21 protein-coding genes are annotated in these 25326 nt (G+C 72.0%); 19 read left to right on the top strand and 2 right to left on the bottom strand.

Features of this window, described 5'->3' with window-relative positions:
* Positions 1-98 precede the first annotated feature (98 nt).
* From BI06_RS22685 to BI06_RS55185, 18 genes are all read left to right on the top strand, one after another.
* Complete coding sequence (locus tag BI06_RS22685; protein ID WP_369826211.1) at positions 99-1292, top strand: sensor histidine kinase; 1194 nt, start codon at positions 99-101, stop codon at positions 1290-1292.
* 76 nt (positions 1293-1368) lie between these two features.
* Complete coding sequence (locus BI06_RS22690; RefSeq protein ID WP_030393768.1) at positions 1369-2061, top strand: response regulator transcription factor; 693 nt, start codon at positions 1369-1371, stop codon at positions 2059-2061.
* 259 nt (positions 2062-2320) lie between these two features.
* Positions 2321-3184, top strand: a complete 864-nt coding sequence (locus tag BI06_RS22695) for a Rossmann-like and DUF2520 domain-containing protein (RefSeq protein ID WP_051741738.1) — start codon at positions 2321-2323, stop codon at positions 3182-3184.
* Positions 3184-4089: a pantoate--beta-alanine ligase gene (panC, locus tag BI06_RS22700; RefSeq protein WP_043470901.1), complete on the top strand. Its 906-nt coding sequence runs from the start codon at positions 3184-3186 to the stop codon at positions 4087-4089. Before BI06_RS22695 ends, panC begins: the two co-directional genes overlap by 1 nt.
* A gap of 104 nt (positions 4090-4193) precedes the next feature.
* Positions 4194-4643 (top strand): aspartate 1-decarboxylase, encoded by a 450-nt coding sequence (panD, locus tag BI06_RS22705; protein WP_030393765.1) that lies wholly within the window; start codon positions 4194-4196, stop codon positions 4641-4643.
* Between the two features lie 16 nt (positions 4644-4659).
* A complete protein-coding gene (locus BI06_RS22710; protein ID WP_030393764.1) occupies positions 4660-6333 on the top strand; it encodes an L-aspartate oxidase in 1674 nt (557 codons plus the stop codon).
* Positions 6334-6338: 5 nt separating this feature from the next.
* Entirely contained in the window at positions 6339-7331 is a 993-nt protein-coding gene (gene nadC, locus BI06_RS22715; RefSeq protein WP_051741594.1) for a carboxylating nicotinate-nucleotide diphosphorylase, read from the top strand.
* Between the two features lie 57 nt (positions 7332-7388).
* On the top strand, positions 7389-8183 hold the full coding sequence (locus BI06_RS22720; protein ID WP_030393762.1) for a type III pantothenate kinase: 795 nt from the start codon (positions 7389-7391) through the stop codon (positions 8181-8183).
* Positions 8184-8269: 86 nt separating this feature from the next.
* Positions 8270-9040 (top strand): hypothetical protein, encoded by a 771-nt coding sequence (locus tag BI06_RS22725; RefSeq protein WP_078879956.1) that lies wholly within the window; start codon positions 8270-8272, stop codon positions 9038-9040.
* A 240-nt stretch (positions 9041-9280) separates the two neighbouring features.
* Positions 9281-11080 (top strand): hypothetical protein, encoded by a 1800-nt coding sequence (locus BI06_RS22730; protein ID WP_043470903.1) that lies wholly within the window; start codon positions 9281-9283, stop codon positions 11078-11080.
* Between the two features lie 99 nt (positions 11081-11179).
* Complete coding sequence (gene lysX / locus BI06_RS22735; protein WP_030393759.1) at positions 11180-12736, top strand: bifunctional lysylphosphatidylglycerol synthetase/lysine--tRNA ligase LysX; 1557 nt, start codon at positions 11180-11182, stop codon at positions 12734-12736.
* 4 nt (positions 12737-12740) lie between these two features.
* Complete coding sequence (locus BI06_RS54745; protein WP_030393758.1) at positions 12741-12863, top strand: hypothetical protein; 123 nt, start codon at positions 12741-12743, stop codon at positions 12861-12863.
* Between the two features lie 141 nt (positions 12864-13004).
* Positions 13005-13502, top strand: a complete 498-nt coding sequence (locus BI06_RS22740) for a BlaI/MecI/CopY family transcriptional regulator (RefSeq protein WP_043470906.1) — start codon at positions 13005-13007, stop codon at positions 13500-13502.
* Positions 13503-13511: 9 nt separating this feature from the next.
* Positions 13512-14048: an amino-acid N-acetyltransferase gene (locus BI06_RS22745; protein ID WP_030393756.1), complete on the top strand. Its 537-nt coding sequence runs from the start codon at positions 13512-13514 to the stop codon at positions 14046-14048.
* A gap of 91 nt (positions 14049-14139) precedes the next feature.
* On the top strand, positions 14140-14490 hold the full coding sequence (locus BI06_RS22750) for an Lsr2 family protein (RefSeq protein WP_030393755.1): 351 nt from the start codon (positions 14140-14142) through the stop codon (positions 14488-14490).
* A gap of 670 nt (positions 14491-15160) precedes the next feature.
* Positions 15161-17680 carry an ATP-dependent Clp protease ATP-binding subunit gene (locus BI06_RS22755; protein WP_043470908.1) on the top strand — a complete coding sequence of 840 codons (2520 nt, stop codon included), beginning with the start codon at positions 15161-15163 and terminating at the stop codon, positions 17678-17680.
* Between the two features lie 350 nt (positions 17681-18030).
* Positions 18031-20379, top strand: coding sequence for an immune inhibitor A domain-containing protein (locus tag BI06_RS22760; RefSeq protein WP_051741596.1), 2349 nt, complete (start codon positions 18031-18033; stop codon positions 20377-20379).
* A 403-nt stretch (positions 20380-20782) separates the two neighbouring features.
* Positions 20783-21682: a M23 family metallopeptidase gene (locus BI06_RS55185; RefSeq protein ID WP_051741598.1), complete on the top strand. Its 900-nt coding sequence runs from the start codon at positions 20783-20785 to the stop codon at positions 21680-21682.
* Between the two features lie 47 nt (positions 21683-21729).
* On the opposite strand, the gene BI06_RS22770 is transcribed toward BI06_RS55185, so the two are convergent.
* A complete protein-coding gene (locus tag BI06_RS22770; RefSeq protein ID WP_051741600.1) occupies positions 21730-22356 on the bottom strand; it encodes a TetR/AcrR family transcriptional regulator in 627 nt (208 codons plus the stop codon).
* A 252-nt stretch (positions 22357-22608) separates the two neighbouring features.
* Here BI06_RS22770 and BI06_RS22775 point away from each other — a divergent pair, with 252 nt between their 5' ends.
* Positions 22609-24237 (top strand): MDR family MFS transporter, encoded by a 1629-nt coding sequence (locus BI06_RS22775; RefSeq protein WP_107113383.1) that lies wholly within the window; start codon positions 22609-22611, stop codon positions 24235-24237.
* Between the two features lie 137 nt (positions 24238-24374).
* Here BI06_RS22775 and BI06_RS22780 read toward each other — a convergent pair.
* On the bottom strand, positions 24375-25326 hold a 952-nt coding region (locus BI06_RS22780; RefSeq protein ID WP_051741743.1), incomplete at its 5' end, for an endonuclease III domain-containing protein.

Genomic DNA, 25326 nt, shown 5'->3' on the forward strand with positions numbered 1-25326 from the left:
AGTAGGACGGATCGCCCTCCCGGCGGACCTGGGCACAGGGTGCGACTGCCTACGCTTGAGTCGTGCATCGACTCAACGCCTGGCTCCGCCGTCACCCCATGGTGATCGACTCCGTCTGGGCCGCGATGGTGCTCTTCGTCGGCGTGCTGCCGGAGAACGGGAGCGGAAACAGCGGCTGGCGACTCGGGGTCCACTTCGCCGTGGCCGTCCTGCTGCCCCTGCTGATGGTGTTCCGCCGCCGCTTCCCCGACGCGACCGTGGCCGCCGCGGGCCTGATCGGCTTCACCCAGGTCCTGCTGGACGTCACCCCGGCGATCTCCAGCATCGCCTACCTGGTGTTCGCCTACACCGGCGCCGCGTTCGGCAAGCCCTGGACGTCCCGGTTCGCGCTGCTCGGCGGACTGCTCGCGGGCCCGCTGGTGTACTGGCGGCTGCATCCGCAGAAGATCGAGTCGGTCGCCGACTCCGACGTCCACTTCGTCAGCTACTCCGCCCCCGAGGCGCTGCTCATCATCGGCCTGATGACCACCCCGTTCATCCTCTGCTGGGCCTGGGGCCGGCTGACCCGGGTGCGCCGGGCGTACCTGGTCGAGCTGGAGGACCGCGCGGCCCGGCTGGAGCGGGAGCGTGACGCCCAGTCCAAGGTCGCGGTCGCCGCCGAGCGGGCCCGGATCGCCCGCGAACTGCACGACGTGGTCGCGCACAACGTCTCGGTGATGATCGTCCAGGCCGACGGCGCCGCCTACGTCCTGGACAACTCGCCGCAGCAGGCCAAGGAGGCGCTGAGCACCATCGCCTCGACCGGCCGGCAGGCGCTGGTCGAGATGCGCCGGCTGCTGGGCGTGCTGCGCAGCGCCGACAGCAAGGGCGAGGAGTACGTGCCGCAGCCCGGCGTCGAGGAGCTGCCGGAGCTGCTAGACCAGGTCCGCACGGCCGGCCTCCAGGTGGACTTCGCCACCTCGGGCCACCCGCGCGAGCTGCCGCGCGGCGTCGAGCTGACGGTCTACCGGATCGTCCAGGAGGCGCTGACCAACGTCCGCAAGCACGGCGGCCCCGACGTCCACGCCCGGGTCGCGGTCGACTTCGGCGAGCGCGAGCTCGCGGTGCTGGTCGAGGACGACGGCCGCGGCAGCACCGACGAGCAGCTCGCCTCCGGCGGCACCGACGGCCAGGGCCACGGCCTGATCGGCATGCGCGAGCGGGTCGGTATGGTCAGCGGCAGCCTCGACATCGGGCCGCGCCCCGGCGGCGGGTTCCGGATCCGCGCCGTCCTGCCGCTCAAGGCCGCCTGACCCCCGGACACCCGCAGACCCGCCGACGGGCACCACCGCCCCCCGCTGTCCTCCCCGAGGAACCTAGGAGCCACCCATGACCATCCGCGTGATGCTGGTCGACGACCAGGAGCTGCTGCGCACCGGATTCCGGATGATCCTCCAGTCGCAGGGGGACATCGAGATCGCCGCCGAGGCCGGGGACGGCGCCCAGGCCGTGGAGAAGCTCCGGCACACGGAGGTGGACGTGATCCTCATGGACGTCCGGATGCCGCGGCTGGACGGGGTGCAGGCCACCCGGCGGATCTGCCTGGCCGAGGACGGCAGCCCGCTGCCGGACGCCCCGCACGTGCTCATCCTCACCACCTTCGACCTCGACGAGTACGCCTTCGCCGCGCTCAAGGCCGGGGCCAGCGGCTTCCTGCTCAAGGACGTGCCGCCGACCGAGCTGGTGGCGGCGATCCGCGCCGTCCACGGCGGGGACGCCGTGGTCGCGCCGACCACCACCCGCCGCATGATCGACCGCTTCGCCGAGGTGCTGCCGACCCCGCAGAGCGGCCCCGGCGGCTCCGACACCCTGGGCCCGCTCACCGAGCGCGAGCGCGAGGTGTTCCTGCTGGTCGCCCAGGGCCTGTCGAACGGGGAGATCGCGGCCCGGCTGGTGCTCTCCGAGGCCACCGTGAAGACCCACGTCGGGCGGATCCTGGCCAAGCTGGGCCTGCGCGACCGGGTCCAGGCCGTGGTGCTGGCCTACGAGGCCGGACTGATCCGGGCCGGCGCCACCGACTGACCCGCGCAGGCCCCGACCCCCGACCCCGGACCCCGACCCCGGACCCGGCCCCGCGCCCGGTCCGGAGCGAACCGCTCCGCGGGCCCGGCCCCGCCCGTAGAATGGGCCGGTACGTCCGGTACCCCGGCTGTGGACTGGAACGGAACCCCTGGACAAAGGTGGACGCGTGAGTCCGTCCGACTTCGCCGACCGCGGCGAGTTCGCCCCGCTCGCCGACGGCCTCGGCGACCCGGCCGATCCCGGCAACCGCCCCGCCCGCCTGGCCGTCGGCGTGGTCGGCACCGGCCGGGTCGGACCGGCGCTCGGCGCCGCCCTCCAGCTCGCCGGCCACAAGGTGGTCGCCGCCTCCGGGGTGTCCGCCGCCTCGCGCCGCCGGGCCGAGACCCTGCTGCCGGGCGTACGGATCGTCACCCCGCCGCAGGTGCTGGCCGCCGCCGACCTCGTCCTGCTCACCGTCCCCGACGACGCACTGGCCGACCTGGTCACCGGCCTCGCCGCCACCGGCGCCGTCCGGCCCGGCCAGATCCTGGTGCACACCTCCGGCGCGCACGGCGTGGCCGTGCTGGAGCCGGCCGCCGCGGCCGGCGCGCTGCCGCTCGCACTGCACCCCGCGATGACGTTCACCGGCACCTCCGTCGACCTGGCCCGGCTGGCCGGCTGCCCCTTCGGGGTGACCGCCCCCGAGGAGCTGCGACCGGTCGCCGAGGCGCTGGTGGTGGAGATGGGCGGCGAACCCGAGTGGGTGCCCGAGAGCGTCCGCCCGATGTACCACACCGCCCTCGCGCACGGCGCCAACCACCTGGTCACGCTGGTCGCGCAGGCGATGGAGCTGCTGCGCACGGCCGGCGTCGCCGAGCCCGGCCGGATGCTCGGCCCGCTGCTCGGCGCCGCCCTCGACAACTCCCTGCGCTCCGGCGACGCGGCCCTCACCGGCCCGGTCGCCCGGGGCGACGCCGGCACCGTACGGCGCCACCTGGCGCAGCTCAGTACGGTGTCCCCGGACATCCCCGCCGCCTACCGGGCGATGGCCCGGGCCACCGCCCAGCGGGCCCTGGCCCGCGGAACGATCGACGAGACGTCGGCGGCGGCGCTGCTGGACGTACTGAACGAGGAGAAGCAGTAATGGCACGCGGCAAGCAGCCGGGCAAGGCCCAGCACGCCCCGAAGGTCCACCGGGCCGTCGTCACCCGCACCGTCGACGACTTCGAGTCGGCGTTCTGGCCGGACGAGCAGCCGGTCGACAACGCGGTCGTGATGACGATGGGCGCCCTGCACGAGGGCCACGCCGCGCTGATCCGGGCCGCCCGCAAGCAGGTCGGCCGGGACGGCCGGGTCGCCGTCACCGTCTTCGTCAACCCGCTGCAGTTCGGTGCCGGCGAGGACCTCGAGCGCTACCCGCGCAGCCTGGACGACGACGTGCGGCTGGCCGAGGCCAGCGGTGCCGACGTGGTCTTCGCGCCGTCCGTCGACGAGGTCTACCCGAACGGCGAGCCGCAGGTGCGGCTGGCGGCCGGCCCGATGGGCGAGCGCTACGAGGGCGCCACCCGGCCCGGCCACTTCGACGGGGTGCTGACCGTCGTCGCCAAGCTGCTGCACATCACCGACCCGGACTTCGCGTTCTTCGGCGAGAAGGACGCCCAGCAGCTGGCGGTCGTCCGCCGGATGGTGGCCGACCTGGACTTCGACGTCGAGATCGTCGGCGTGCCGACCGTCCGCGAGGAGGACGGCCTGGCGCTCTCCTCCCGCAACCGCTACCTCTCGGCCGAGGAGCGCGACCGCGCCCTGGCCCTGTCCGGCGCCCTGTTCGCCGGCCGGGACGCGGCCGCGCGGGGCCCGGAGGCCGTGCGCGAGGCCGCCTCGGCCGTGCTCGACGCCGCCGAGGGCGTCGACCTCGACTACCTCTCCCTGATCGATCCGCACGACTTCACCGAGGCGCCGGACGACTTCCGGGGCGAGGCGGTGCTGGCCGTCGCCGCGAAGGTGGGCGCGACCCGCCTGATCGACAACGTCCGCGTCGTCGTCCGGTAGCCACCGCGCCGGACCGCAGCACCGAACCGAAACAAACGCTCGCCCGCAGAGCGTTGGGCAGCAAGTACCCCCTAGGCATGCACTCACAGGAGGCGTGACCCGCAATGCTCCGCACCATGCTCAAGTCCAAGATCCACCGGGCCACCGTGACCCAGGCCGACCTGCACTACGTCGGCTCGGTCACGGTGGACGAGGACCTGCTCGACGCCGCCGACCTGCTCCCCGGCGAGCTGGTCCACATCGTCGACATCAACAACGGCGCCCGGCTGGAGACGTACACCATCGCCGGCCCGCGCGGCTCCGGCGTCATCGGCATCAACGGCGCCGCCGCCCGCCTGGTCCACCCCGGTGACCTGGTCATCCTCATCGCCTACGGGCAGATGGACACCGCCGAGGCCAAGGGCTACCTGCCCAAGGTCGTCTTCGTCGACGAGCGGAACCGGGTCACCGGCACCGGCGGCGACCCGGCCGAGGCCGGGGAGGGCACCGGACTGCTGCGCGGCGACGCGGCGTACCGTGGCGACAACGGTGCGGCCGACCCGGTCGCGCGCTGAAGGAGCCACTGAAGTCATGTCCGTCACCCACCGCCTCACCGCCCCCGCACCGGGCTGGACCACCGACACCGACGTCGTCGTGGTCGGCTCCGGCGTGGCCGGGCTCACCGTCGCCCTCAACGTCCGCCGGGCCGGCCTGCGGGCCATGGTGGTCACCAAGGCGATGCTGGACGACGGGTCCACCCGCTGGGCCCAGGGCGGCATCGCGGCCGCCCTGGGCGAGGGCGACACCCCCGAGCAGCACCTGGCCGACACCCTGGTGGCGGGCGCCGGGCTGTGCGACGGGGACAGCGTCCGCACCCTGGTCACCGAGGGCCCGGGCGCGGTCCGCCGGCTGATCGCGGTCGGCGCGGCCTTCGACCGGGGCGAGGACGGCGACGTCCTGCTCACCCGCGAGGGCGGCCACCACCGGAACCGGATCGCGCACGCCGGCGGGGACGCCACCGGCGCCGAGATATCCCGCGCCCTGGTCGAAGCCGTCCGCCGGGACCCGGACATCGAGCTGATCGAGCACGCCCTGGTGCTCGACCTGCTCACCGACGCCGAGGGGCACGCCGCCGGACTCACCCTGCACGTGATGGGCGAGGGCCAGCGGGACGGCGTCGGCGCGGTCCGCGCCCGCGCCGTGGTGCTCGCCACCGGCGGCATGGGCCAGGTCTTCTCGGCCACCACCAACCCGCCGGTCTCCACCGGCGACGGCGTGGCGCTCGCGCTGCGGGCCGGCGCCGAGGTCACCGACCTGGAGTTCGTCCAGTTCCACCCCACCGTGCTCTGGCTCGGCCCCGGGGCGGAGGGCCAGCAGCCGCTGGTCTCCGAGGCGGTCCGCGGCGAGGGCGCGCACCTGGTCGACGCGGACGGCGTCCGGTTCATGCTCGGGCAGCACGAGCTGGCCGAACTGGCCCCGCGCGACATCGTCGCCAAGGCGATCACCCGCCGGATGCGGGAGCACGGCACCGACCACATGTACCTGGACGGGCGGCACTTCGGCGCCGAGATGTGGCAGCGGCGCTTCCCCACCATCCTGGCCTCCTGCCGCGCGCACGGCATCGACCCGGTCACCGAGCCGATCCCGATCGCGCCGGCCGCGCACTACGCCTCCGGCGGGGTGCGCACCGACACCCGCGGCCGCACCTCCGTGCCCGGCCTCTCCGCGTGCGGCGAGGTGGCCTGCACCGGGGTGCACGGCGCCAACCGGCTGGCCTCCAACTCCCTGCTGGAGGGCCTGGTCTTCGCCGAGCGGATCGCCGCCGACCTGACCGCCCGGCACGCCGCCGGGGAGCTGCCCGAGCGCGTCGTCGACGTCGAGGCGGCCAGGGCCGCCCAGCCGGTGCCGCTGCCCGCGCCCGAGGCGCGGGCCGAGATCCAGCGGCTGATGTCGCGCGGCACCGGTGTGCTGCGCTCGGCCGCGTCGATGGCCGCCACGGCGGAGGGGCTGGCCCTGCTCGCCGGGCAGACCCGCGCCGCCGTCGCCGAGGAGAAGCCGGCCGACCCCCGGGTGGAGACCTGGGAGGCCGCCAACCTGCTGCTGGTCGCCGACGCCCTGGTCACCGCCGCCGCGCAGCGCGAGGAGACCCGCGGCTGCCACTGGCGCGAGGATTTCCCGGAGCGCGACGACGCGCACTGGCAACGCCATCTGATCACCACCCTCACCGCCTCCGGCGGACCCGTCAGCACCCTCGAGGAGCCGTAACCACCATGACCGACGCGACCGACGTGACCCACCTGCACGAGCACGAGCACGACGAGCTCCCGCTGGCCGGCGGCTGCGGCGACGGCTGCGCCTGCGGGGACGGCGAGGGCTACGAGACCGGCCTGGACCCCCAGCTCGCCGAGCTGCTGGAGGAGGCCGGCCTGGACCCGGTCGAGGTCGAGGACATCGCGACCCTGGCGCTGGCCGAGGACCTGGCCGGCGGCGAGGACGTCACCTCGGTGGCCACCGTGCCCGCCGACGCCGTCGCCACCGCCGACTTCACCGCCCGCGAGGCGGGCGTGGTGGCCGGCCTGCGGATCGCCGAGGCCGTCGTCTCGCTGGTCTGCGAGGAGGAGTTCGAGGTCGAGCGGCACGTCCAGGACGGCGACCGGGTCGAGGCCGGCCAGGTGCTGCTCTCGGTCCGCTCCCGCACCCGGGACCTGCTGACCGCCGAGCGCAGCGCGCTCAACCTGCTCTGCCACCTGTCCGGCATCGCCACCGCCACCCGTGCCTGGGCGGACGCCCTGGAGGGCACCGACGCGGTGGTCCGCGACACCCGCAAGACCACCCCGGGCCTGCGCGCGCTGGAGAAGTTCGCGGTCCGCTGCGGCGGCGGCGCGAACCACCGGATGGCGCTCTCGGACGCGGCCCTGGTCAAGGACAACCACGTGGTCGCGGCCGGCGGCGTCGCCGAGGCGTTCCGGGCCGTCCGGGCCGCCTACCCGGAGCTGCCGGTCGAGGTCGAGGTCGACACCCTGGAGCAGATCGCCCCGGTCCTGGAGGCCGGCGCGGAGCTGATCCTGCTGGACAACTTCACCGTCCCGCAGCTGCGCGAGGCGGTCGCCCTGGTGGCCGGCCGGGCCGAGCTGGAGGCGTCCGGCGGACTCACCCTGGCCACCGCGCGCGAGGTCGCCCAGACTGGTGTCCAGTACCTGGCGGTGGGCGCGCTGACCCACTCCTCGCCGATCCTGGACATCGGCCTGGACCTGCGCGCCTGACCGTCCGTCCGGCCCGTTCGCCCGTTCGCCCCCGGTCCTCGACGCAGAAAGCACCCGATGCTGCTCACCATCGACGTCGGCAACACCCAGACCACCCTCGGCCTGTTCGGCGGTGAGGAGGTGGTCGAGACCTGGCGGATCTCCACCGATCCGCGCCGCACGGCGGACGAGCTGGCGGTGCTGCTGCACGGCCTGACGGGCTCGCAGGGATCGGGTACCGCGATCGCGGACGCGAAGGTCGAGGGCCTGGCGATCTGCTCCTCCGTCCCCTCCGTGCTCCACGAGTTCCGCGAGGTGGCGCGCCGGTACTACGGCGACGTCCCCGCGGTGATCGTGGAGCCGGGGGTGAAGACGGGGGTGCACGTCCTGATGGACAACCCCAAGGAGGTCGGCGCCGACCGGATCGTCAACGCGCTGGCCGCCAACCACCTCTACGGCGGCCCCTGCATCGTGGTCGACTTCGGCACCGCCACCACCTTCGACGCGGTCAACGCCCGCGGCGACTACGTCGGCGGCGCGATCGCCCCCGGCATCGAGATCTCGGTCGAGGCGCTCGGAAACCGCGGCGCCCTGCTGCGCAAGATCGAGCTGACCCGCCCGCGCAACGTGATCGGCAAGAACACCGTCGAGGGCATGCAGTCCGGCATCCTCTACGGCTTCGCCGGGCAGGTCGACGGACTGGTCGACCGGATGGCCCGGGAGCTGTCCAAGGACCCCGACGACGTCCAGGTGATCGCCACCGGCGGCCTGGCCCCGCTCGTCCTCGGCGAGGCCGGCTCCCTCGACGTCCACGAGCCCTGGCTCACCCTCATCGGCCTGCGCCTGGTCTTCGAACGCAACCGCCCCAGCTGACCCGGGGGACCCGCCGCAGCGTCCGATCGTGGGGGCTCGGCGCGACACTACCGACAAATCGGATATTCCTCACGTAGTGTCAGCCCATGCCTACGCCACACGGATCGCGCGGCGGCATGGCCTTCAGCGCCGACGAAGTCCGCGTGCTGCGCCGCGCCCTCGCCCAAGCCCTGCACCCCGCCGTCCCCGTCCACTTCCAGCTACCCGACCGGCCGCTGTACGCCGATGCGGGCGCCGCCCTGTGGGCCGAGGACGTCCAGGACGCACTGCGTCTGACCGAGGCGATCGACGAGGCCGTCCAGGAGGGGGGCCGGCTGCGCGCCTTCCTCCTCGCCGACCTCAGCCGCTACCGGGCCGCCCTGCCCGGCAGCGCCAGCGGCTACCTGGAACGGCTGGAGGAGGCGGTGACCGACGGCTACCTCCCGGGACCGGAGGACCTCACCGCGCTGCGCGGACTGTCCCGCCAGCCCTGCGGCCAGCACGAGCGCTCCCGCCGCTCCCGGCTGGCCGGACGCTGCCACGCGCTGGCCGAGGCCGCCGTCCGCGAACGGCTCGCCCTCACCAGCGGCCAGCGCCACCTCGTCGCCGTACCGAGCCCCGCCGCACCCCCGAGCAGTCCCCTCATCCCTGTTGGAGGACGGATCCCGATGAGCAGCACCGAGCACCCCGCCGAGCAGCCCGCCGCCGCCCGCAAGGGCGCCCCCCGCGGCCCGCAGGACCAGCAGCCCGCCCGGCCGCACCGGATGCCGACCCCCGCCGAACTCTTCGGCCGCCGCCCCAAGGCCGCCCCCCACCCGGACCGGCCGGTCCACCCGGCCGCGCCCGAGGACCTGGAACTGGCCACCGGCACCGGCTGAGCCCGCACCGCCACCGCCTCCCGGGGAGGCCGCGCCGCACCGAGCGGCCCGGCCTCCCCGGTCCATCTGTCGACAATGCCGTTCCCCGGGCCGATCGTTCGGGTCACAACTCGATAACCATCACCGCGCGCGCCGCCGGATCGCTCCCGTCCTGTACGAATTGATGGGCGATCAACCGGCTTGACGTCGGGCCGACCGTCCATAGGGTCGCGGGGACACCCCACGATCAAGAGGACCCCCGTGAACTCGACCCGCACGCGCCGGGTGCTCGGCTCGGCCGCGGCGACGGCCGTCGCCGCCCTGTCCGTCGGCACGCTCGCCGTTCCCGCCCACGCCGCGGGGCCGACCCTCAGCCTCGACGTCGGCGCCCTGATCCAGATCCAGGGCGAGCCGACCACCCAGCCGCAGTTCGGCGAGAACGTCTTCGTCCGGGTCGGCCGGACCGGCACCGCCCCGGTCCCGGGCGCCACGCTCACCCTCGACACCACCGGGCTGGTCGGCGTCGCCGAGCTCACCGCCTCCGGCGGCCGCTGCGTCACCGCGGCCCGGGCGATCACCTGCGACCTCAACAACCTCAGCAGCCCGAACGTCAATCTCACCGACCACCTGTGGCTGAGCGCGGTGCCCGGGGTCAAGCCCGGCACCAGGGGCGTGGTGCGCGCCGCGCTGACCGCGCCCGGCGCCGAGTCGGCGTACAAGGAGTTCGCGGTCGAGGTCGGCGGCGCGGTGTTCCGGACCGCCGAGATCCCCCTCAAGGAGCACGCCAAGGTCGGCAGCACCTTCTCCCCGCCCGTGCGGTTCGCCAACCGCGGCGGCGTCTCGGCCGCCCGGGCGGTCGTCGAGGTCATGCTGCTGCCCGGGCTGAAGGTCGAGAACTGGCCGTCCAACTGCGAGTACGCCACCGACCCGGGCCAGCTCGGCAAGGAGGGCTTCGGCACGCCGATCGCGACCACGCACGCCATCTGCACCGTCGAGGGCCAGGTCCTGCCCAACGAGCCGGTCCGGCTGAACGGCCTCGACCTCACCGTCACCTCCGAGGCCGAGTACACCTTCGCGGACTTCTCGGTCTTCGCCGACGCGAACGCCGCCGCCGCGCAGGGACCGGCGCTGCGCCAACGGCTGGCCTTCCAGCGCGGCACCGGCGCGCCCGCCACCCTGACCCGCGACTCCGCCGAGGGCATCCCCTCCGGCTACCCCGACATCAACGGCCACTTCACCGAGCAGGAGGTGCTCGCGGACAACGGCGCCGACTTCGGCCTGACCGGCACCTGGGCCCCGGACGCCTCCGGCCGCGCCGGAACGCTCACCGTCACGGCCGCCAACCGGGGCCCGGCCTCGATCTTCGACCGCAGCGGCGGCGAGGGCACCCCGTTCGTCCGGATCCAGCTGCCCGAGGGCGCCACGGTCACCGACCTGCCGAAGAACTGCCGGGCGAACAACCGCGTCCTGGGCGAGACCCAGGACCACCCGCTCAACAAGTTCGACTGCGAGGCCTTCGGCTTCTTCATGGCCAACGGCGCGTCCAGCGGCCACGTCCTGGGCGTGCAGCTGGACGAGGGCACCGTCCCGCTCTCCGCCACCGTCTCGTTCCAGAACCAGCACAGCGACCTGGAGGAGGGCTACCCGAGCGCCCCCATGAGCTGGGACCCCAACCCGGAGAACGACCGGATCAAGGTCGCGCTGCGCTCGCTCCCCGCTCCCGGGCCGACCGTCCCGGACCGCGGGGCCGGGACTCCGGTCGAGCCGGTCTCGCCGGTCGTACCGGCCTCGGTGGCCGACTCCACCGGCTCCGGCAGCGGCACCGGGACCACCGCGACCGGCAGCACCGGTGGCACCGCCGCCACCGCGACGACCGGCAGGACCGGCACCGGGACGACCGGGACCGCGGGCACCGGCACGCCCGGCCTCGCGGACGGCGGCGAACTGGCCGACAGCGGCCGCGGCGACGCCGTCCCGCTGGCCTGGGCCTCCGCCACCGCGCTGGCCCTGGGCGGCGCCGCGCTCCTCACCTCCCGCCGCCTCGGCCGCCGGCGCTCCTGAACCCGTCGCGCGGGGCGGGGGCGGCGTACCCCGGCCCCGCCCCGCGCGGCGCGGTAATCCCGTGGCGGAGCACCACCGCGGGCTGGCTACCCTGGTGGGGTGAGCGATCAGAGTCCCATCACCGCGACCGACGACCTTCCCGAGCAGATGCGCGTCCGGCGCGAGAAGCTGGACCGGCTCCGGGCGGCCGGCATCGACCCGTACCCGGTCGGCTTCCCCCGCACCAGCACCATCGCCGACCTCCGGGACAAGCACCCTGACCTGGCCCCGGACACCGCGACCGGCGAGCGGACCGGCATCACCGGCCGGGTGATCCTCTCCCGCACCGGCGGCAAGCTCTGCTTCGCGACCCTGCGCGACGGCTCCGGCGACCTCCAGGTGATGCTGTCCCTGGACAAGCTGGGCGAGGAGCGGCTGGCGGCCTGGAAGTCCGACATCGACCTGGGCGACCAGGTCGGCGTCGAGGGCGAGGTGATCACCTCCCGGCGCGGCGAGCTGTCGGTGATGGTGGACCGCTGGGAGCTCACCGCCAAGTGCCTGCGCCCGCTGCCCGACAAGCACAAGGGCCTGACCGACCCGGAGGCCCGGGTCCGCCAGCGGTACGTGGACCTGATCGTCAACCCCGAGGCCCGCGAGATCCTGCACCTGCGCTCCAAGGTGGTCCGCTCGATCCGCCGCACCTACGAGGAGCGCGGCTACATCGAGGTCGAGACCCCGATGCTGCAGCCGGTGCACGGCGGCGCCAACGCGCGTCCGTTCAAGACGCACATCAACGCATACGACATCGACCTCTTCATGCGGATCGCCCCCGAGCTGTACCTCAAGCGGCTGGTGGTCGGCGGCGCGGAGAAGGTCTTCGAGATCAACCGCAACTTCCGCAACGAGGGCGCGGACTCCACCCACAACCCGGAGTTCACCTCGCTGGAGTCGTACGAGGCCTACGGCGACTACGACACCCAGGCCGAGCTGATCCGGGCCACCATCGTCAACGCGGCCCGGGACGCGCTGGGTACCACGGTGATCAAGGGCCTGGACCCGCACGGCGTGGAGCACGAGATCGACCTGGCCGAGCCCTGGGCCGAGGTGAGCGTCTACCCCGGCATCTCCGCGCACCTGGGCACCGAGGTCACCCCGGAGACCGGCGTCGAGGAGCTGCGCAGGCTGGCCTCCGAGCACGGCATCCCCTTCGAGAAGGAGTGGGGCCACGGCCAGATCGTGCTGGAGATGGTCGAGCGCCTGCTGGAGGAGAACGCCGTCCGGCCGACCTTCATCAAGGACTACCCGACCGAGGTCTCCCCGCTCACCCGCCAGCACCGCTCGATCCCGGGCGTGGCCGAGAAGTGGGACCTGGTCATCTTCGGCACCGAGATCGGCACCGCCTACTCCGAGCTGATCGACCCGGTCGAGCAGCGCGCCCGCCTCACCGCGCAGTCCCTGCTCGCGGCCGGCGGCGACGTCGAGGCGATGCAGATCGACGAGGACTTCCTGCGGGCCCTGGAGTACGCGATGCCGCCCACCGGCGGCCTCGGGCTCGGGGTGGACCGCCTGATCATGCTGCTCACCGGCAAGAACATCCGGGAGACCGTGCTCTTCCCGCTGGTGAAGCCGGAGCCCAAGGCGTCCGCCGGTACGGCGGAGCAGACCGAGGAGGAGTGACCTGATGGACTACGTCAGCGCGATCGTCCCACCGCTGGTCATGGCGATCGGCTTCGGCTTCCTGGTGCGGGCCATCATCCGCACCCAGGGCGGCGCCCAGAAGGCCAAGGAGGACCTGGTCGACTGAGTCGCCGCACGGCCGCCCGGCATCCGCCGGACGCCCCCGTCGCACCCCGCGCCGCCATTCCCGGATTCCGGGGGTGGCGGCGCGCCGGTTTCGCGGCACTTCACAAGATTTGCCCCGTTCACTCCCTATCCTGGCCGCACTATGGTCCGGCAACTCGGCGAACTTGAGAACGCCATCATGACCCGGGTGTGGCAGTGGAACCGACCGGTCACGGTTCGCGAGGTCCTTCTGGATCTGCGGTCGGAACGGGAAATCGCGTACACCACGGTGATGACCGTCCTGGACAAGCTGCACCGAAAGGGCTGGCTCCGCCGGGAGCGCGTCGGCCGGGCCTATCGATATGAACCGGTCTCCTCGCGCGAGGCGTACACGGCGGCCCTGATGAACGACGCGTGGGCCACCGGCGACAATCCGGCCGCGGCCCTGGTGCACTTCTTCGGCCTGATGTCGCCTGAGCAACGGGAGGCGCTGCGGGACGCCTTGCGGGTGGCCGCTCTGTTCCCGACCGATCCGGCGGCCCCGGATTCTCCGGAGCGCGGAGCGGAGAACGGCGCGGAGAACGGCGCGGAGAGCGGGCCGGAGAGCGAACCGGAGAGCGGGCCGGATACCGGGGAGACCGGATCGGGGCCGGCACGATAACGTCCCGCCATGGAGGTCACCATCCGCCGGGCGCGGACCACGGACGTGCGGGCAGTGCGCAGGCTCATCGACACCTACTCGCGTGACGGGATTCTGCTCGACAAGCCCACCGTCATGCTGTTCGAATCGGTGCAGGAGTTCTGGGTCGCGGAACGCGACGACAACGGGACGGTGGTGGCCTGCGGCGCGCTGCACGTCATGTGGGAGGACCTCGCCGAGGTCCGCACGCTCGCCGTCGACGAGTCCTGCCGGGGCCACGGTGTCGGACACCTGCTGCTGGAGAAGCTGCTGCAGACCGCCCGCTGGCTCGGCGTCCGTCGGATTTTCTGCTTGACGTTCGAGGTCCCGTTCTTCGCGAAACACGGTTTCGTGGAGATCGGAGAGGCCCAGGAAACCGATGATGGTACGACAGACCCGGCGGCGATCGCTACGGATGTCTATGAAGAACTTCTCCGCTCGTACGATGAAGGTGTTGCCGAGTTCCTCGACCTGGAGCGGGTGAAGCCCAACACGCTGGGCAACTCGCGCATGCTGCTGCACCTGTGAGCCGCCCCCGGACGGTCAGGGGTTTGTGTTTTCCGGGAAAAGGCGCTTTCCTTTCCTTAGGCAATGGGTCGTTTAGCGGAAAGGGAAGCCCGTGGCACAGAGGGTGCAGGTCATTCTTGAAGACGATCTCGACGGCGGGTCGGCGGACGAGACGGTGACGTTCGCCCTCGACGGCGTTGCCTACGAGATCGATCTGAAGAGCGCCAACGCGGACAAGCTCCGCGGTCTGCTGGCGCCGTACGTCGAGAAGGGGCGCAAGCAGAGCGGCCGCCTCGCCGGCCCCCGCCGCGCGGGCCGCAGCACCGCCCCGCGCCCGTCCGGCAGCGTCCCGGACACCGCCAAGATCCGCGCGTGGGCCAAGGAGCAGGGCCTGGAGGTCAACGACCGCGGCCGCGTCCCCAGCAATGTGCGCGAGGCCTACGAGAAGGCCAACGCGGCCTGATCCGGGCACTGCCCGGCCGGCCGGACGAGCACGGTGCCCGGGGCACCCGCCGAAGCGTCCACGGCACACGCGCGGGGCGCGGAGGGATTCCCTCCGCGCCCCGCGGCGTACGCCCGGACGGCGCCGCGGCGGCCGGGCGCGGGCACGGCCGCCCGTTCGGGCAGCGGGCCGGGCACGGGCTCGGGCGGCGGAACGGTCACGGCCTGTGCAACGCTGGAGGGGCGAAGCGGTAACGCGGGCACCACCGGGATGGCGTACCGGCCACCGCGGCCGCGGCTGACCGACCGTCAGCGGCGGCCGACTTCTCGCCAGGCGAACACCGCCACCGCGGAAACTGCGCGAGAACCGCCCCGATACCGGGTATGAATGCAGATGGACGGGGCCCGTGGCCCTGTCCGGGGCAGTACGCGTGACCGGTCGGACGCCCACCGACTGCGCCGCGGCGGCGTTTGTTCGCCGATGGCGTAGCGGTATCCGGTGCATCCGGCCCGCGTGCGGGAACACCGTCTCCCAACATCGGGTTGGGATTGGTGTCGGCTGGTCGCGCAGCATGTCGCTCCCCGTGAGGGGAGCGAATCCGTGGGCCGCGCCGCTGAGCGGGACTAGCATGCGGAAGGACAGGGCGGGGACGGACCCCGAACTGCCCGACCGCTCTGAGGAGCGATAAACGATGTTCGAGAGGTTCACCGACCGCGCGCGGCGGGTTGTCGTCCTGGCTCAGGAAGAAGCCCGGATGCTCAACCACAACTACATCGGCACCGAGCACATCCTCCTGGGTCTGATCCACGAGGGTGAGGGTGTCGCCGCTAAGGCCCTGGAGAGCCTCGGGATTTCTCTTGAGGCCGTTCGCCAGCAGGTCGAGGAGATCATCGGCCAGGGCCAGCAGGCCCCGTCCGGTCACATTCCCTTCACCCCGCGGGCCAAGAAGGTCCTGGAGCTGTCGCTCCGGGAGGCCCTGCAGCTCGGCCACAACTACATCGGCACCGAGCACATCCTGCTCGGCCTGATCCGCGAGGGCGAGGGCGTCGCGGCCCAGGTCCTGGTGAAGCTGGGCGCCGACCTGAACCGGGTCCGTCAGCAGGTCATCCAGCTGCTCTCCGGTTACCAGACCCCCGGCGGCAAGGAGTCGGCCACGGCCGGCGGTCCGGCCGAGGGCACCCCGTCGACCTCGCTGGTCCTGGACCAGTTCGGCCGCAACCTCACCCAGGCCGCCCGCGAGGCCAAGCTCGACCCGGTGATCGGGCGCGAGAAGGAGATCGAGCGGGTCATGCAGGTGCTGTCCCGCCGCACCAAGAACAACCCGGTCCTGATCGGTGAGCCCGGCGTCGGCAAGACCGCCGTCGTCGAGGGCCTGGCCCAGGCGATCGTCAAGGGCGAGGTCCCGGAGACGCTCAAGGACAAGCAGCTCTACACGCTGGACCTGGGCGCTCTGGTGGCCGGCTCGCGCTACCGCGGTGACTTCGAGGAGCGCCTGAAGAAGGTCCTCAAGGAGATCCGCACCCGCGGCGACATCATCCTGTTCATCGACGAGCTGCACACCCTGGTCGGCGCGGGCGCCGCCGAGGGTGCGATCGACGCGGCCTCGATCCTCAAGCCGATGCTGGCCCGCGGTGAGCTCCAGACCATCGGTGCCACCACGCTCGACGAGTACCGCAAGCACCTGGAGAAGGACGCCGCGCTGGAGCGCCGCTTCCAGCCGATCCAGGTCGCCGAGCCCTCGCTGCCGCACACCATCGAGATCCTCAAGGGCCTGCGCGACCGCTACGAGGCGCACCACCGGGTCTCGATCACGGACGCCGCCCTGGTCGCCGCCGCCACCCTGGCCGACCGGTACATCTCGGACCGCTTCCTGCCGGACAAGGCGATCGACCTGATCGACGAGGCCGGCTCCCGGATGCGCATCCGCCGGATGACCGCGCCGCCGGACCTCCGCGAGTTCGACGAGAAGATCGCCGACGTGCGCCGCGAGAAGGAGAGCGCGATCGACGCGCAGGACTTCGAGAAGGCCGCGTCCCTGCGCGACGACGAGAAGCAGCTCCTGCAGGCCAAGGCCAAGCGCGAGAAGGAGTGGAAGGCCGGCGACATGGATGTCGTCGCGGAGGTCGACGAGGAGCTCATCGCCGAGGTCCTGGCCACCGCCACCGGCATCCCGGTCTTCAAGCTGACCGAGGAGGAGACCTCCCGGCTGCTGCGCATGGAGGACGAGCTGCACAAGCGCGTCATCGGCCAGAAGGACGCCATCAAGGCGCTCTCCCAGGCCATCCGGCGCACCCGTGCGGGCCTCAAGGACCCGAAGCGCCCCGGCGGCTCGTTCATCTTCGCCGGCCCGTCCGGTGTCGGTAAGACCGAGCTGTCCAAGACGCTCGCCGAGTTCCTCTTCGGCGACGAGGACGCGCTGATCGCGCTGGACATGTCGGAGTTCTCGGAGAAGCACACCGTCTCCCGGCTCTTCGGCTCGCCCCCCGGCTACGTCGGCTACGAGGAGGGCGGCCAGCTCACCGAGAAGGTGCGCCGCAAGCCGTTCTCCGTCGTCCTCTTCGACGAGGTGGAGAAGGCCCACCCGGACATCTTCAACTCGCTGCTGCAGATCCTGGAGGACGGTCGCCTGACCGACTCCCAGGGCCGCGTGGTCGACTTCAAGAACACCGTCATCATCATGACGACCAACCTCGGCACCCGGGACATCTCCAAGGGCTTCAACCTGGGCTTCGCGGCCCAGGGCGACACCCAGACCGGGTACGACCGGATGAAGGCGAAGGTCGGCGAGGAGCTCAAGCAGCACTTCCGCCCCGAGTTCCTGAACCGCGTCGACGACATCGTGGTCTTCCACCAGCTGTCCGAGGAAGACATCATCCAGATCGTCGACCTCATGATCGACAAGGTGGACGAGCGGCTCAAGGACAAGGACATGGGCCTGGAGCTCAGCGTCGAGGCCAAGAAGCTGCTGGCCAAGCGCGGCTACGACCCGATCCTGGGCGCCCGGCCGCTGCGCCGGACCATCCAGCGCGAGATCGAGGACCACCTCTCCGAGAAGATCCTCTTCGGCGAGCTGCGGGCCGGCCACATCGTGGTCGTCGGTGTCGAGGGCGAGGGCAAGGAAGCGAAGTTCACCTTCCGCGGCGAGGAGAAGTCCGCGGTCGCGGACACTCCGGCCGCCGTCGCCTCGCCGGGTCCGGACCTGACGAAGTAGCAACATTTAACAGACAACATCAACGGTTAGGGCCCCCGGCGTTCGCGCCGGGGGCCCTAACCGTTTTCCGTACCCCCGTCGAAACTGTGATCCGAACCACGAACCGGCAGGTCGCTGGCCTGAACGGGGGCCGGTGCGGGTGCGATCGAAGCTGCGGTCATCTTTAATGACAATGTTGTTGACAGCACGTCAGCTGATACGGAGTCGCGGAGGATAGCGCTGTGGCCATGTCACGGTCAAGGTCTATCTTTTCCGTCCACGCTTGGATCAAATGTCGTCCACCTGTCTTTCATTGGTTTACCGGAAGGCCAAGAGCCGGACGGTTTGGGGAGGACGTCACAACGTTGAAGATGACCAGGAAAGCCGCTTCGGCCGCCTCAGTCGTGGCGGTCATAGCCGCACTCGGCGCGGGACTGCTCCCGAGCACGGCGGTCGCCGCCGGCGCCGCCCCCGTCCCGCAGGACCCGGCCGACGCCGTTCAGACCAGCACTGAGCACAACATTCCCGGCCCGCTGACCGAGAAGGTCGAGGCCGAGCAGAAGGCCGCCACCGAGCAGCTGCTCGCCGGCACGGCCCAGATCGAGCAGCACGGCGGCGGCTCCAGCATCAAGCTGGGCAAGGACAAGTACGTCGAGCTGGCCCGTGAGCGCACGGACAAGATCTTCACCATCCTGGTGGAGTTCGGCGACGAGGTGGACAGCACCACCAAGACCCCGGACGGCAAGATCAAGTACGGCGGCCAGCCCGGCCCGCAGCGCAACCAGATCGAGAAGCCGGACGCCGCGACCAACAACTCCACCCTCTGGCAGGCTGACTACAACCAGCAGCACTACCAGGACCTGTACTTCAACAAGACCGGCGACTCGCTGAAGACCTACTACGAGAAGCAGTCCTCGGGCCGCTACTCGGTCGACGGCCAGGTCACCGACTGGGTGAAGGTCAAGTACAACGAGGCCCGTTACGGCTCGGACTACTGCGGCCAGCACGTCTGCGCCAACGCGCAGGACCTGATCCGCGACGCGATCAACACCTGGGTCGCCGACCAGAAGGCCAAGGGCCAGACGGACGCGCAGATCAAGGCCACCATCGCGCAGTACGACCAGTGGGACCGGTACGACTACAACCACAACGGCAACTTCAACGAGCCGGACGGTTACATCGACCACTTCCAGATCGTGCACGCCGGTGAGGACCAGTCGGCGGGCGGCGGCAAGCAGGGCACTGACGCCCTGTGGGCCCACCGCTCGTACGCCTACGGCACCGGCGCCGGCACCACCGGTCCGGACACCAACAAGCTCGGCGGCACCCCCGTCGGCGGCACCGGCGTCTGGGTCGGCGACTACACCATGCAGCCCGAGAACGGCGGCCTCGGTGTCTTCGCCCACGAGTACGGCCACGACCTCGGTCTGCCGGACCTCTACGACACCTCCGGCAGCGGCATCGACAACTCGGTCGGCTTCTGGTCGCTGATGTCGTCCGGCTCCTGGCTCGGCGAGGGCAAGAACTCGATCGGCGACATGCCGAACGACCTCGACGCCTGGAGCAAGCTCAAGCTCGGCTGGCTGAAGTTCGACAAGGCCAAGGCCGGCACCGAGTCGACCCACCACATCGGCCCGGTCGAGTACAACAGCGCGCTCCCGCAGGCGCTCGTCGTCGACCTGCCGAAGAAGGCCGTCACCACCACCATCAACAAGCCCTTCGCGGGCGCCAACGAGTGGTGGAGCGGCAGCGCGGACAACCTCAACGTCTCGCTGACCCGCGACCTCGACCTGACCGGCAAGGCCAAGGCCTCGCTGTCGGCCAAGGCCTGGTACGACATCGAGCAGGACTTCGACTACGGCTACGCCGAGGTCTCCACCGACGGTGGCGCCAACTGGACCGCCCTCGACGGCACCTACAACGGCGTCGCACTGCCGAAGGACCCCTCCGGCAAGGCTTCGCTGACCGGCAACTCGGGCGACAAGTGGGGCGACCTCGCCTTCCCGCTGGACGCCTACGCCGGCAAGGCCGTCAAGGTCCGCTTCCGCTACACCACCGACGGCGGCCTGCACCTCAAGGGCCTGGCCCTGGACGACATCGCGGTGACCGCGGACGGCGCCAACGTCTTCACCGACGGTGCCGAGAACGGTGACAACGGCTGGACCGCGAAGGGCTTCTCGCGCACCACCGGCTCGTTCACCAACGAGTACAACCAGTACTACATCGCGGAGAACCGCCAGTACGTCTCGTACGACCGCACCCTCAAGGTCGGCCCGTACAACTTCGGCTTCGCCGACAAGCCGCTGTTCGTCGAGCACTACCCGTACCAGGCCGGTCTGCTGATCTGGTACTGGGACGAGTCGCAGACCGACAACAACGTCACCAACCACCCGGGTCAGGGCCTGATCCTGCCGGTCGACTCGCACCCGACCCCGCTGAAGTGGAAGGACGGCACGCTGATGCGCCCGCGCATCAACGGCTACGACTCCACCTTCGGCTCGCGCCGCACCGACGGTCTGACCCTGCACAGGGCGGGCGTCGAGACGGTCGTCCCGAAGGCCAAGGGCGTCGACGAGTTCTCCGACCTGAAGTCCTACTGGACCAAGGACAACCCGTACAGCAGCGTCATCGTCCCGAAGACGGGCACCAGCATCGAGGTCGAGAACGAGTCCTCGAACTACCTGGAGACCTGGATCCGCGTCCGCCCGGTCGACAACTGATCGAACCGAGCTCTGACGCCCGGTCCGTGACCAGGCACCGCTGAGCCGATCCGGCCCGCTCCCGCACCTGCGGGGGCGGGCCGGATTCTTTTCAGGATTATTTGTACTCGGACGGTCCAAACCGGCCCGGCAGGTGGTGCTCCTCACAGCCTTCGGGAGGGGTACGAGCGGGAGTAGTAGGACGGCGGGGCGGACGGGCCCGGCCCTCGCCCCATGAACGGAGCATCCGATCGCATGATCCTTACTCCATCGGTTTGAATCTCCGGCCCGATGATGACTACACGCCGTAGTACGTCACACGGTTTGGGACTCCGCTCGGTGACGGTTACACCTGAGTGGTCCCCCACTCTGCACGCCCGAACGGGCTCAGCGTGCTGCCCCCGTACGTGTTCGTGAGGTTCCGATGTCTCCTGTCCCCCCGCTGGGGCCGACCCTGTGCCGGCTCGCCGACGCCTTCCTCAGGCAGACCGACCGGAACCGCTCCACCACCGCCGCCGCGGCCGGGGCGGCCGTCCTGACCGGCGCCCTGGTGCTCACCGCCGCGGTCAGCGCCTCGGCGCAGACCATCGCCCCGACCACCCCCGGCAGCTCGGTGTTCACCGCGCCGCACGGCGCGGCCCCGGCCCCGGCGCTGGTCCAGGTCGCCGGCCCCAGCGCGTACAACCTGCCGTCGGAGCAGTCCTCGGCCCAGGACTCGGTGGCGATCGCCGCCAATCTGCTGACCGCGCAGGCGGAGGCCCCGGCGCCGTCCGCCGACCAGGCACCGGCCGAGGAGCAGGCCCCGGCCGAGGAGCAGGCACCCGCCGCCGAGCCGGAGCCCGCGGCACCGGAGCAGGCCCCCGCACCCGCACCCGCGCCTGCCCCTGCCTCTGCGCCCGCCCCGGCCCCGGCCCGGCAGTGGTCCGCGCCGATCCCGGGGGCGCCGACCAGCAACCCCTACGGCGTGCGCAACCCCGAGTACGCGGCCGGGTACCACACCGGCGTGGACTTCGCGGTCTCCCCCGGCACCGCGCTGCTCGCGGTCGGCAACGCCACCGTGGTGTCGGCCGGCTGGGACGGCGCCTACGGCAAGGAGGTCGTGCTGCGGCTGGCCGACGGCCGGTACGCCCAGTACGCGCACATGTCGGCGCTCGCGGTGTCGCCGGGTCAGAAGGTCGCGGCCGGGCAGCAGATCGGCCGCTCGGGCAACACCGGCAACTCGACCGGCCCGCACCTGCACTTCGAGATCCGCTCCGCCAACCAGTACGGCGCGGTGATCAACCCGATCGCCTACCTCGCCGCGCGCGGGGTCACCGACTTCTGATCCCCGGACCGAGCGGGGGTGCGGGCCGCTCGGCCATGCGCCCCCGCTCAGTCCGTCGGAGTGGGCCGGACGATCAGCCGGCAGATCTCCAGCGCCACGTGCTGGGCCGCCTCGATCGCTTCCTCGCGGGTGGCCTCGGCGACCGGGATGTCGCCGACGTAGCGGTCGACCCCGGGCCGCTGGTCCTGGTACAGCAGGAAGAGCGCCGAGTTGATGGTGAACAGGGACATCATCGCCCGCAGCCGGTCCTCGAAGGTCGCCCCCGGGCCGTGCACCAGCCGGACCAGGGCGATCATGCGGTCCCGGAACTCCTGACCGGCCGGCAGGTCGCGCAGCGCGGGCTGGTTCTCCTGGAAGAAGCGCAGCAGCGGCGCCCGCTCGGCCATCCCGGCCGCGAAGCGGCGGATCAGCTCGTCCCGCACCTCGGGGGTCCAGGTCTGCTCGCGGCCCCAGGCGATCAGCTCGTCGATCGGCGCCGCGGTGGTCGCCACGATGCCGTGGACGATGTCTTCCTTCGTCTTGAAGTGGTAGTAGAGCGCGGCCTTGGTGACGCCCAGCCGGTCCGCGATCTCCCGCAGCGAGGTGCGCTCGTAGCCCTGCTCGGAGAAGAGCTCCAGGGCGATCGCGACGATGCGCGCCCGGGTGTCGCTACGGGGGCTCTGCGTCGTGCCCATCGCCTGCCTCTGACTGCGTCGTGGTTCGGTCCCCGGCGACCCGCGGCCGCCGCGGCATGGGCGACGGGCGCCCCGACCGGCGACCACTGGTGCGCCCATTCTTCCTGCCCCGGGAGTCCACCGAAAAACTGGCTTGACGACCGGCTAGTGAACAACCTACCGTGCCCACGGTCCACAAACTAGCCGGGCGACAAGTAAGGGGGCTTCCGCAGGCCCCACCGGTCGCCCGCCCCCTGTCCGGGAGTCCCACCCATGTCACACCCCAAGGCCGGCAACGCGGCCCCCGAGAAGCAACCGGCCGAGGACGAGCAGCCCCGTTCGGCCCGCGAGATCCGCCTGGTCATGATCGGCCTGGTGGTCACCATGCTGCTCGCCATGCTCGACGGCCTGATCGTCGGCACCGCGATGCCGACCATCGTCGGCGAGCTGGGCGGCGCCGAGCACCTCTCGTGGGTGGTCACCTCCTACACCCTGGCCACCGCCGCCTCCACCCCGATCTGGGGCAAGCTCGGCGACCTCTACGGCCGCAAGGGCACCTTCCTCACCTCCATCGTGATCTTCCTGGTGGGCTCGGCGCTCTCCGGCCTCTCCCAGGACATGACGGAGCTCATCGGCTTCCGCGCCCTCCAGGGCCTGGGCGCCGGCGGTCTGATGGTCGGCGTGATGTCGATCATGGGCGCGCTGGTCCCGCCGCGCGACCGCGGCAAGTACCAGGGCATGTTCGCCGCGGTGATGGCGCTCGCCACCATCGGCGGCCCGCTGGTCGGCGGCTTCATCACCGACCACCTGAACTGGCGCTGGACCTTCTACATCAACCTGCCGCTCGGCGCCGTCGCGCTCGCCGTCGTCGTGGTCACCCTGAAGCTGCCGAAGGTCCGCAGCAAGGCCAGGATCGACTACCTCGGCGCGCTGCTGCTCACCACCGGCATCACCTCGCTCACCCTGATCACCACCTGGGGCGGCCAGGAGTACGCCTGGGGCTCGAAGCAGATCCTCGGCCTGAGCGCGCTGGCCGCGGCCACCCTGATCGGGTTCTGCTACGTCGAGCAGCGGGTCGAGGAGCCGATGCTGCCGCTGTCGCTGTTCAAGAACCTGAACTTCACCCTGGTCTCGATCATCGGCTTCGTGGTCGGCTTCGTGATGTTCGGCTCGACCGTCTTCCTGCCGCTCTACCAGCAGACCGTGCAGGGCGCCTCGGCGACCAACTCCGGGCTGCTGCTGATGCCGATGATGTTCGGGATGCTGGTCGTCTCGCTGGTGGTCGGCCAGGCGGTGACCAAGACCGGCAAGTACCGGATCTACCCGATCATCGGCACCGTCGTGATGACCGCCGGCATGCTGCTGCTGTCGACCCTCTCCACCGACACCTCGGGCTTCACCTCCGCCTGCTGGATGGTGGTGCTCGGTGCCGGCATGGGCTTCCTGATGCAGATCACCATGCTGGTCGCGCAGAACAGCGTCGAGCTCAAGGACATGGGTGTGGCCAGCTCCACCGCCACCCTGTTCCGCACCATCGGCGGCTCCTTCGGTGTAGCGCTGTTCGGCGCGCTGTTCAACAACCGGGTCACCGAGACCATGAACGAGCGGCTCGGTTCGGCCGCCGGGGCGGGTGCCGGGCACGGCGGCGACCCGGCCCAGCTGAGCCCGAACGCGCTCAGGGCGCTGCCCGCGCCGGTCCAGGACGCCTACCACCACGCGGTGGCCAACGGCATGCACACCGTCTTCCTCTGGGGTGCGGCCGCCGCCGTGATCTCGGTCGCCGCCGCGGTCTTCATGCGGGAGGTGCCGCTGCGCGGCGCCGGCGGGCCGACCGCCGACGCCAAGGACGGCGAGGCCGACAAGGGCGCGGCGATCGGCAACACCGAGGCCGTCACAATCTGACCCGGTCCGGCACCGGAACGCACCGGGCCCCCGCTCGCCGAACCGGCGGGCGGGGGCCTTCGTTTCCTCCTGGGGCCGGGGGCGCTACGGGGGCCGGGGGCGCTACGGGGGCCGGGGGCGCTACCGCGTCGGGAGCGCTACCGGGGCAGTCGGTAGACGCCCTGCTCGACCGGCTCGACCAGCCCGTCGGCGACCAGCCCGTCCAGGGCGCGGGCGCGCTGCACGGCGTCCGGCCAGACCGCGTCGAGCCGGGCCTGCGGCACCTCGTCGTGCGCCTCGCGGAGCACCGCGAGCAGCTTGCCGCGCACCTGGCGGTCGGTGCCCTCGTAGGTCTGGCCGCGCCGGGCCGGGCCCTCGTAGGGCGGGCGGCCGGCCCGCTGCCAGGCGCAGGAGGTGAACAGCGGGCAGTCCCCGCACTCCGGGCCCCGGGCCGTGCAGACCAGCGCGCCCAGCTCCATCACGGCGACCGCCCAGGTGGCGGCCGTGCGGTCGGCGGCGGGCAGCAGCGCGGTCGCGGTCCGCCGCTCGGCCGCCGTGGTGGCCTGCGCCGGGTACTCGGCACCGGTCACGGCGCGGGCGAACACCCGGCGGACATTGGTGTCCAGCACCACGTGCCGCTGGCCGAAGGCGAAGGAGGCCACCGCCGCCGCGGTGTACTCGCCGACACCGGGCAGCGAGAGCAGGGTCGCGTGGTCCTCCGGCACCTCGCCGCCGTGCTTCTCGGTGATCGCCACCGCGGCGCCGTGCAGTCGCAGCGCCCGGCGCGGGTAGCCCAGCCGCCCCCACATCCGGACGGCCTCGCCGGGCGCCTCGGCGGCCAGGTCGGCCGGGGTGGGCCAGCGCTCCATCCAGGTCTCCCAGACGGGCAGGACCCGCTTCACCGGGGTCTGCTGAAGCATGAACTCGCTGACCATCACGGCCCAGGGCGAGGCGTCCGGCGTGCGCCAGGGCAGGTCCCTGGCGTTGGCCGCGTACCAGTCGAGGACGGTCGCGTGCAGGACCGGAAGGGGCAGCCCGAGCTTCGGCGCCGCCTCGGCGGGCGCGTCGACGCCCGGCGGTGCGGCGGGGCCGGCGGGTGCGGCGGGGCCG

It is taken from the genome of Kitasatospora sp. MBT66 (assembly GCF_000710405.2).
In the GTDB taxonomy this organism is placed as follows: domain Bacteria; phylum Actinomycetota; class Actinomycetes; order Streptomycetales; family Streptomycetaceae; genus Kitasatospora; species Kitasatospora purpeofusca.

Coding starts and splice junctions, on each gene's coding strand:
- BI06_RS22725 (WP_078879956.1), top strand. CDS start 8,270: ATGCCTACGCCACACGGATCGCGCGGCGGCATGGCCTTCAGCGCCGAC.
- BI06_RS22740 (WP_043470906.1), top strand. CDS start 13,005: ATGGTCCGGCAACTCGGCGAACTTGAGAACGCCATCATGACCCGGGTG.
- BI06_RS22720 (WP_030393762.1), top strand. CDS start 7,389: ATGCTGCTCACCATCGACGTCGGCAACACCCAGACCACCCTCGGCCTG.
- BI06_RS22775 (WP_107113383.1), top strand. CDS start 22,609: ATGTCACACCCCAAGGCCGGCAACGCGGCCCCCGAGAAGCAACCGGCC.
- BI06_RS22755 (WP_043470908.1), top strand. CDS start 15,161: ATGTTCGAGAGGTTCACCGACCGCGCGCGGCGGGTTGTCGTCCTGGCT.
- panC (WP_043470901.1), top strand. CDS start 3,184: ATGGCACGCGGCAAGCAGCCGGGCAAGGCCCAGCACGCCCCGAAGGTC.
- BI06_RS22770 (WP_051741600.1), bottom strand. CDS start 22,356: ATGGGCACGACGCAGAGCCCCCGTAGCGACACCCGGGCGCGCATCGTC.
- BI06_RS22685 (WP_369826211.1), top strand. CDS start 99: ATGGTGATCGACTCCGTCTGGGCCGCGATGGTGCTCTTCGTCGGCGTG.
- BI06_RS22745 (WP_030393756.1), top strand. CDS start 13,512: ATGGAGGTCACCATCCGCCGGGCGCGGACCACGGACGTGCGGGCAGTG.
- nadC (WP_051741594.1), top strand. CDS start 6,339: ATGACCGACGCGACCGACGTGACCCACCTGCACGAGCACGAGCACGAC.
- BI06_RS22690 (WP_030393768.1), top strand. CDS start 1,369: ATGACCATCCGCGTGATGCTGGTCGACGACCAGGAGCTGCTGCGCACC.
- BI06_RS55185 (WP_051741598.1), top strand. CDS start 20,783: ATGTCTCCTGTCCCCCCGCTGGGGCCGACCCTGTGCCGGCTCGCCGAC.
- panD (WP_030393765.1), top strand. CDS start 4,194: ATGCTCCGCACCATGCTCAAGTCCAAGATCCACCGGGCCACCGTGACC.
- BI06_RS22710 (WP_030393764.1), top strand. CDS start 4,660: ATGTCCGTCACCCACCGCCTCACCGCCCCCGCACCGGGCTGGACCACC.
- BI06_RS22760 (WP_051741596.1), top strand. CDS start 18,031: ATGACCAGGAAAGCCGCTTCGGCCGCCTCAGTCGTGGCGGTCATAGCC.
- BI06_RS54745 (WP_030393758.1), top strand. CDS start 12,741: ATGGACTACGTCAGCGCGATCGTCCCACCGCTGGTCATGGCGATCGGC.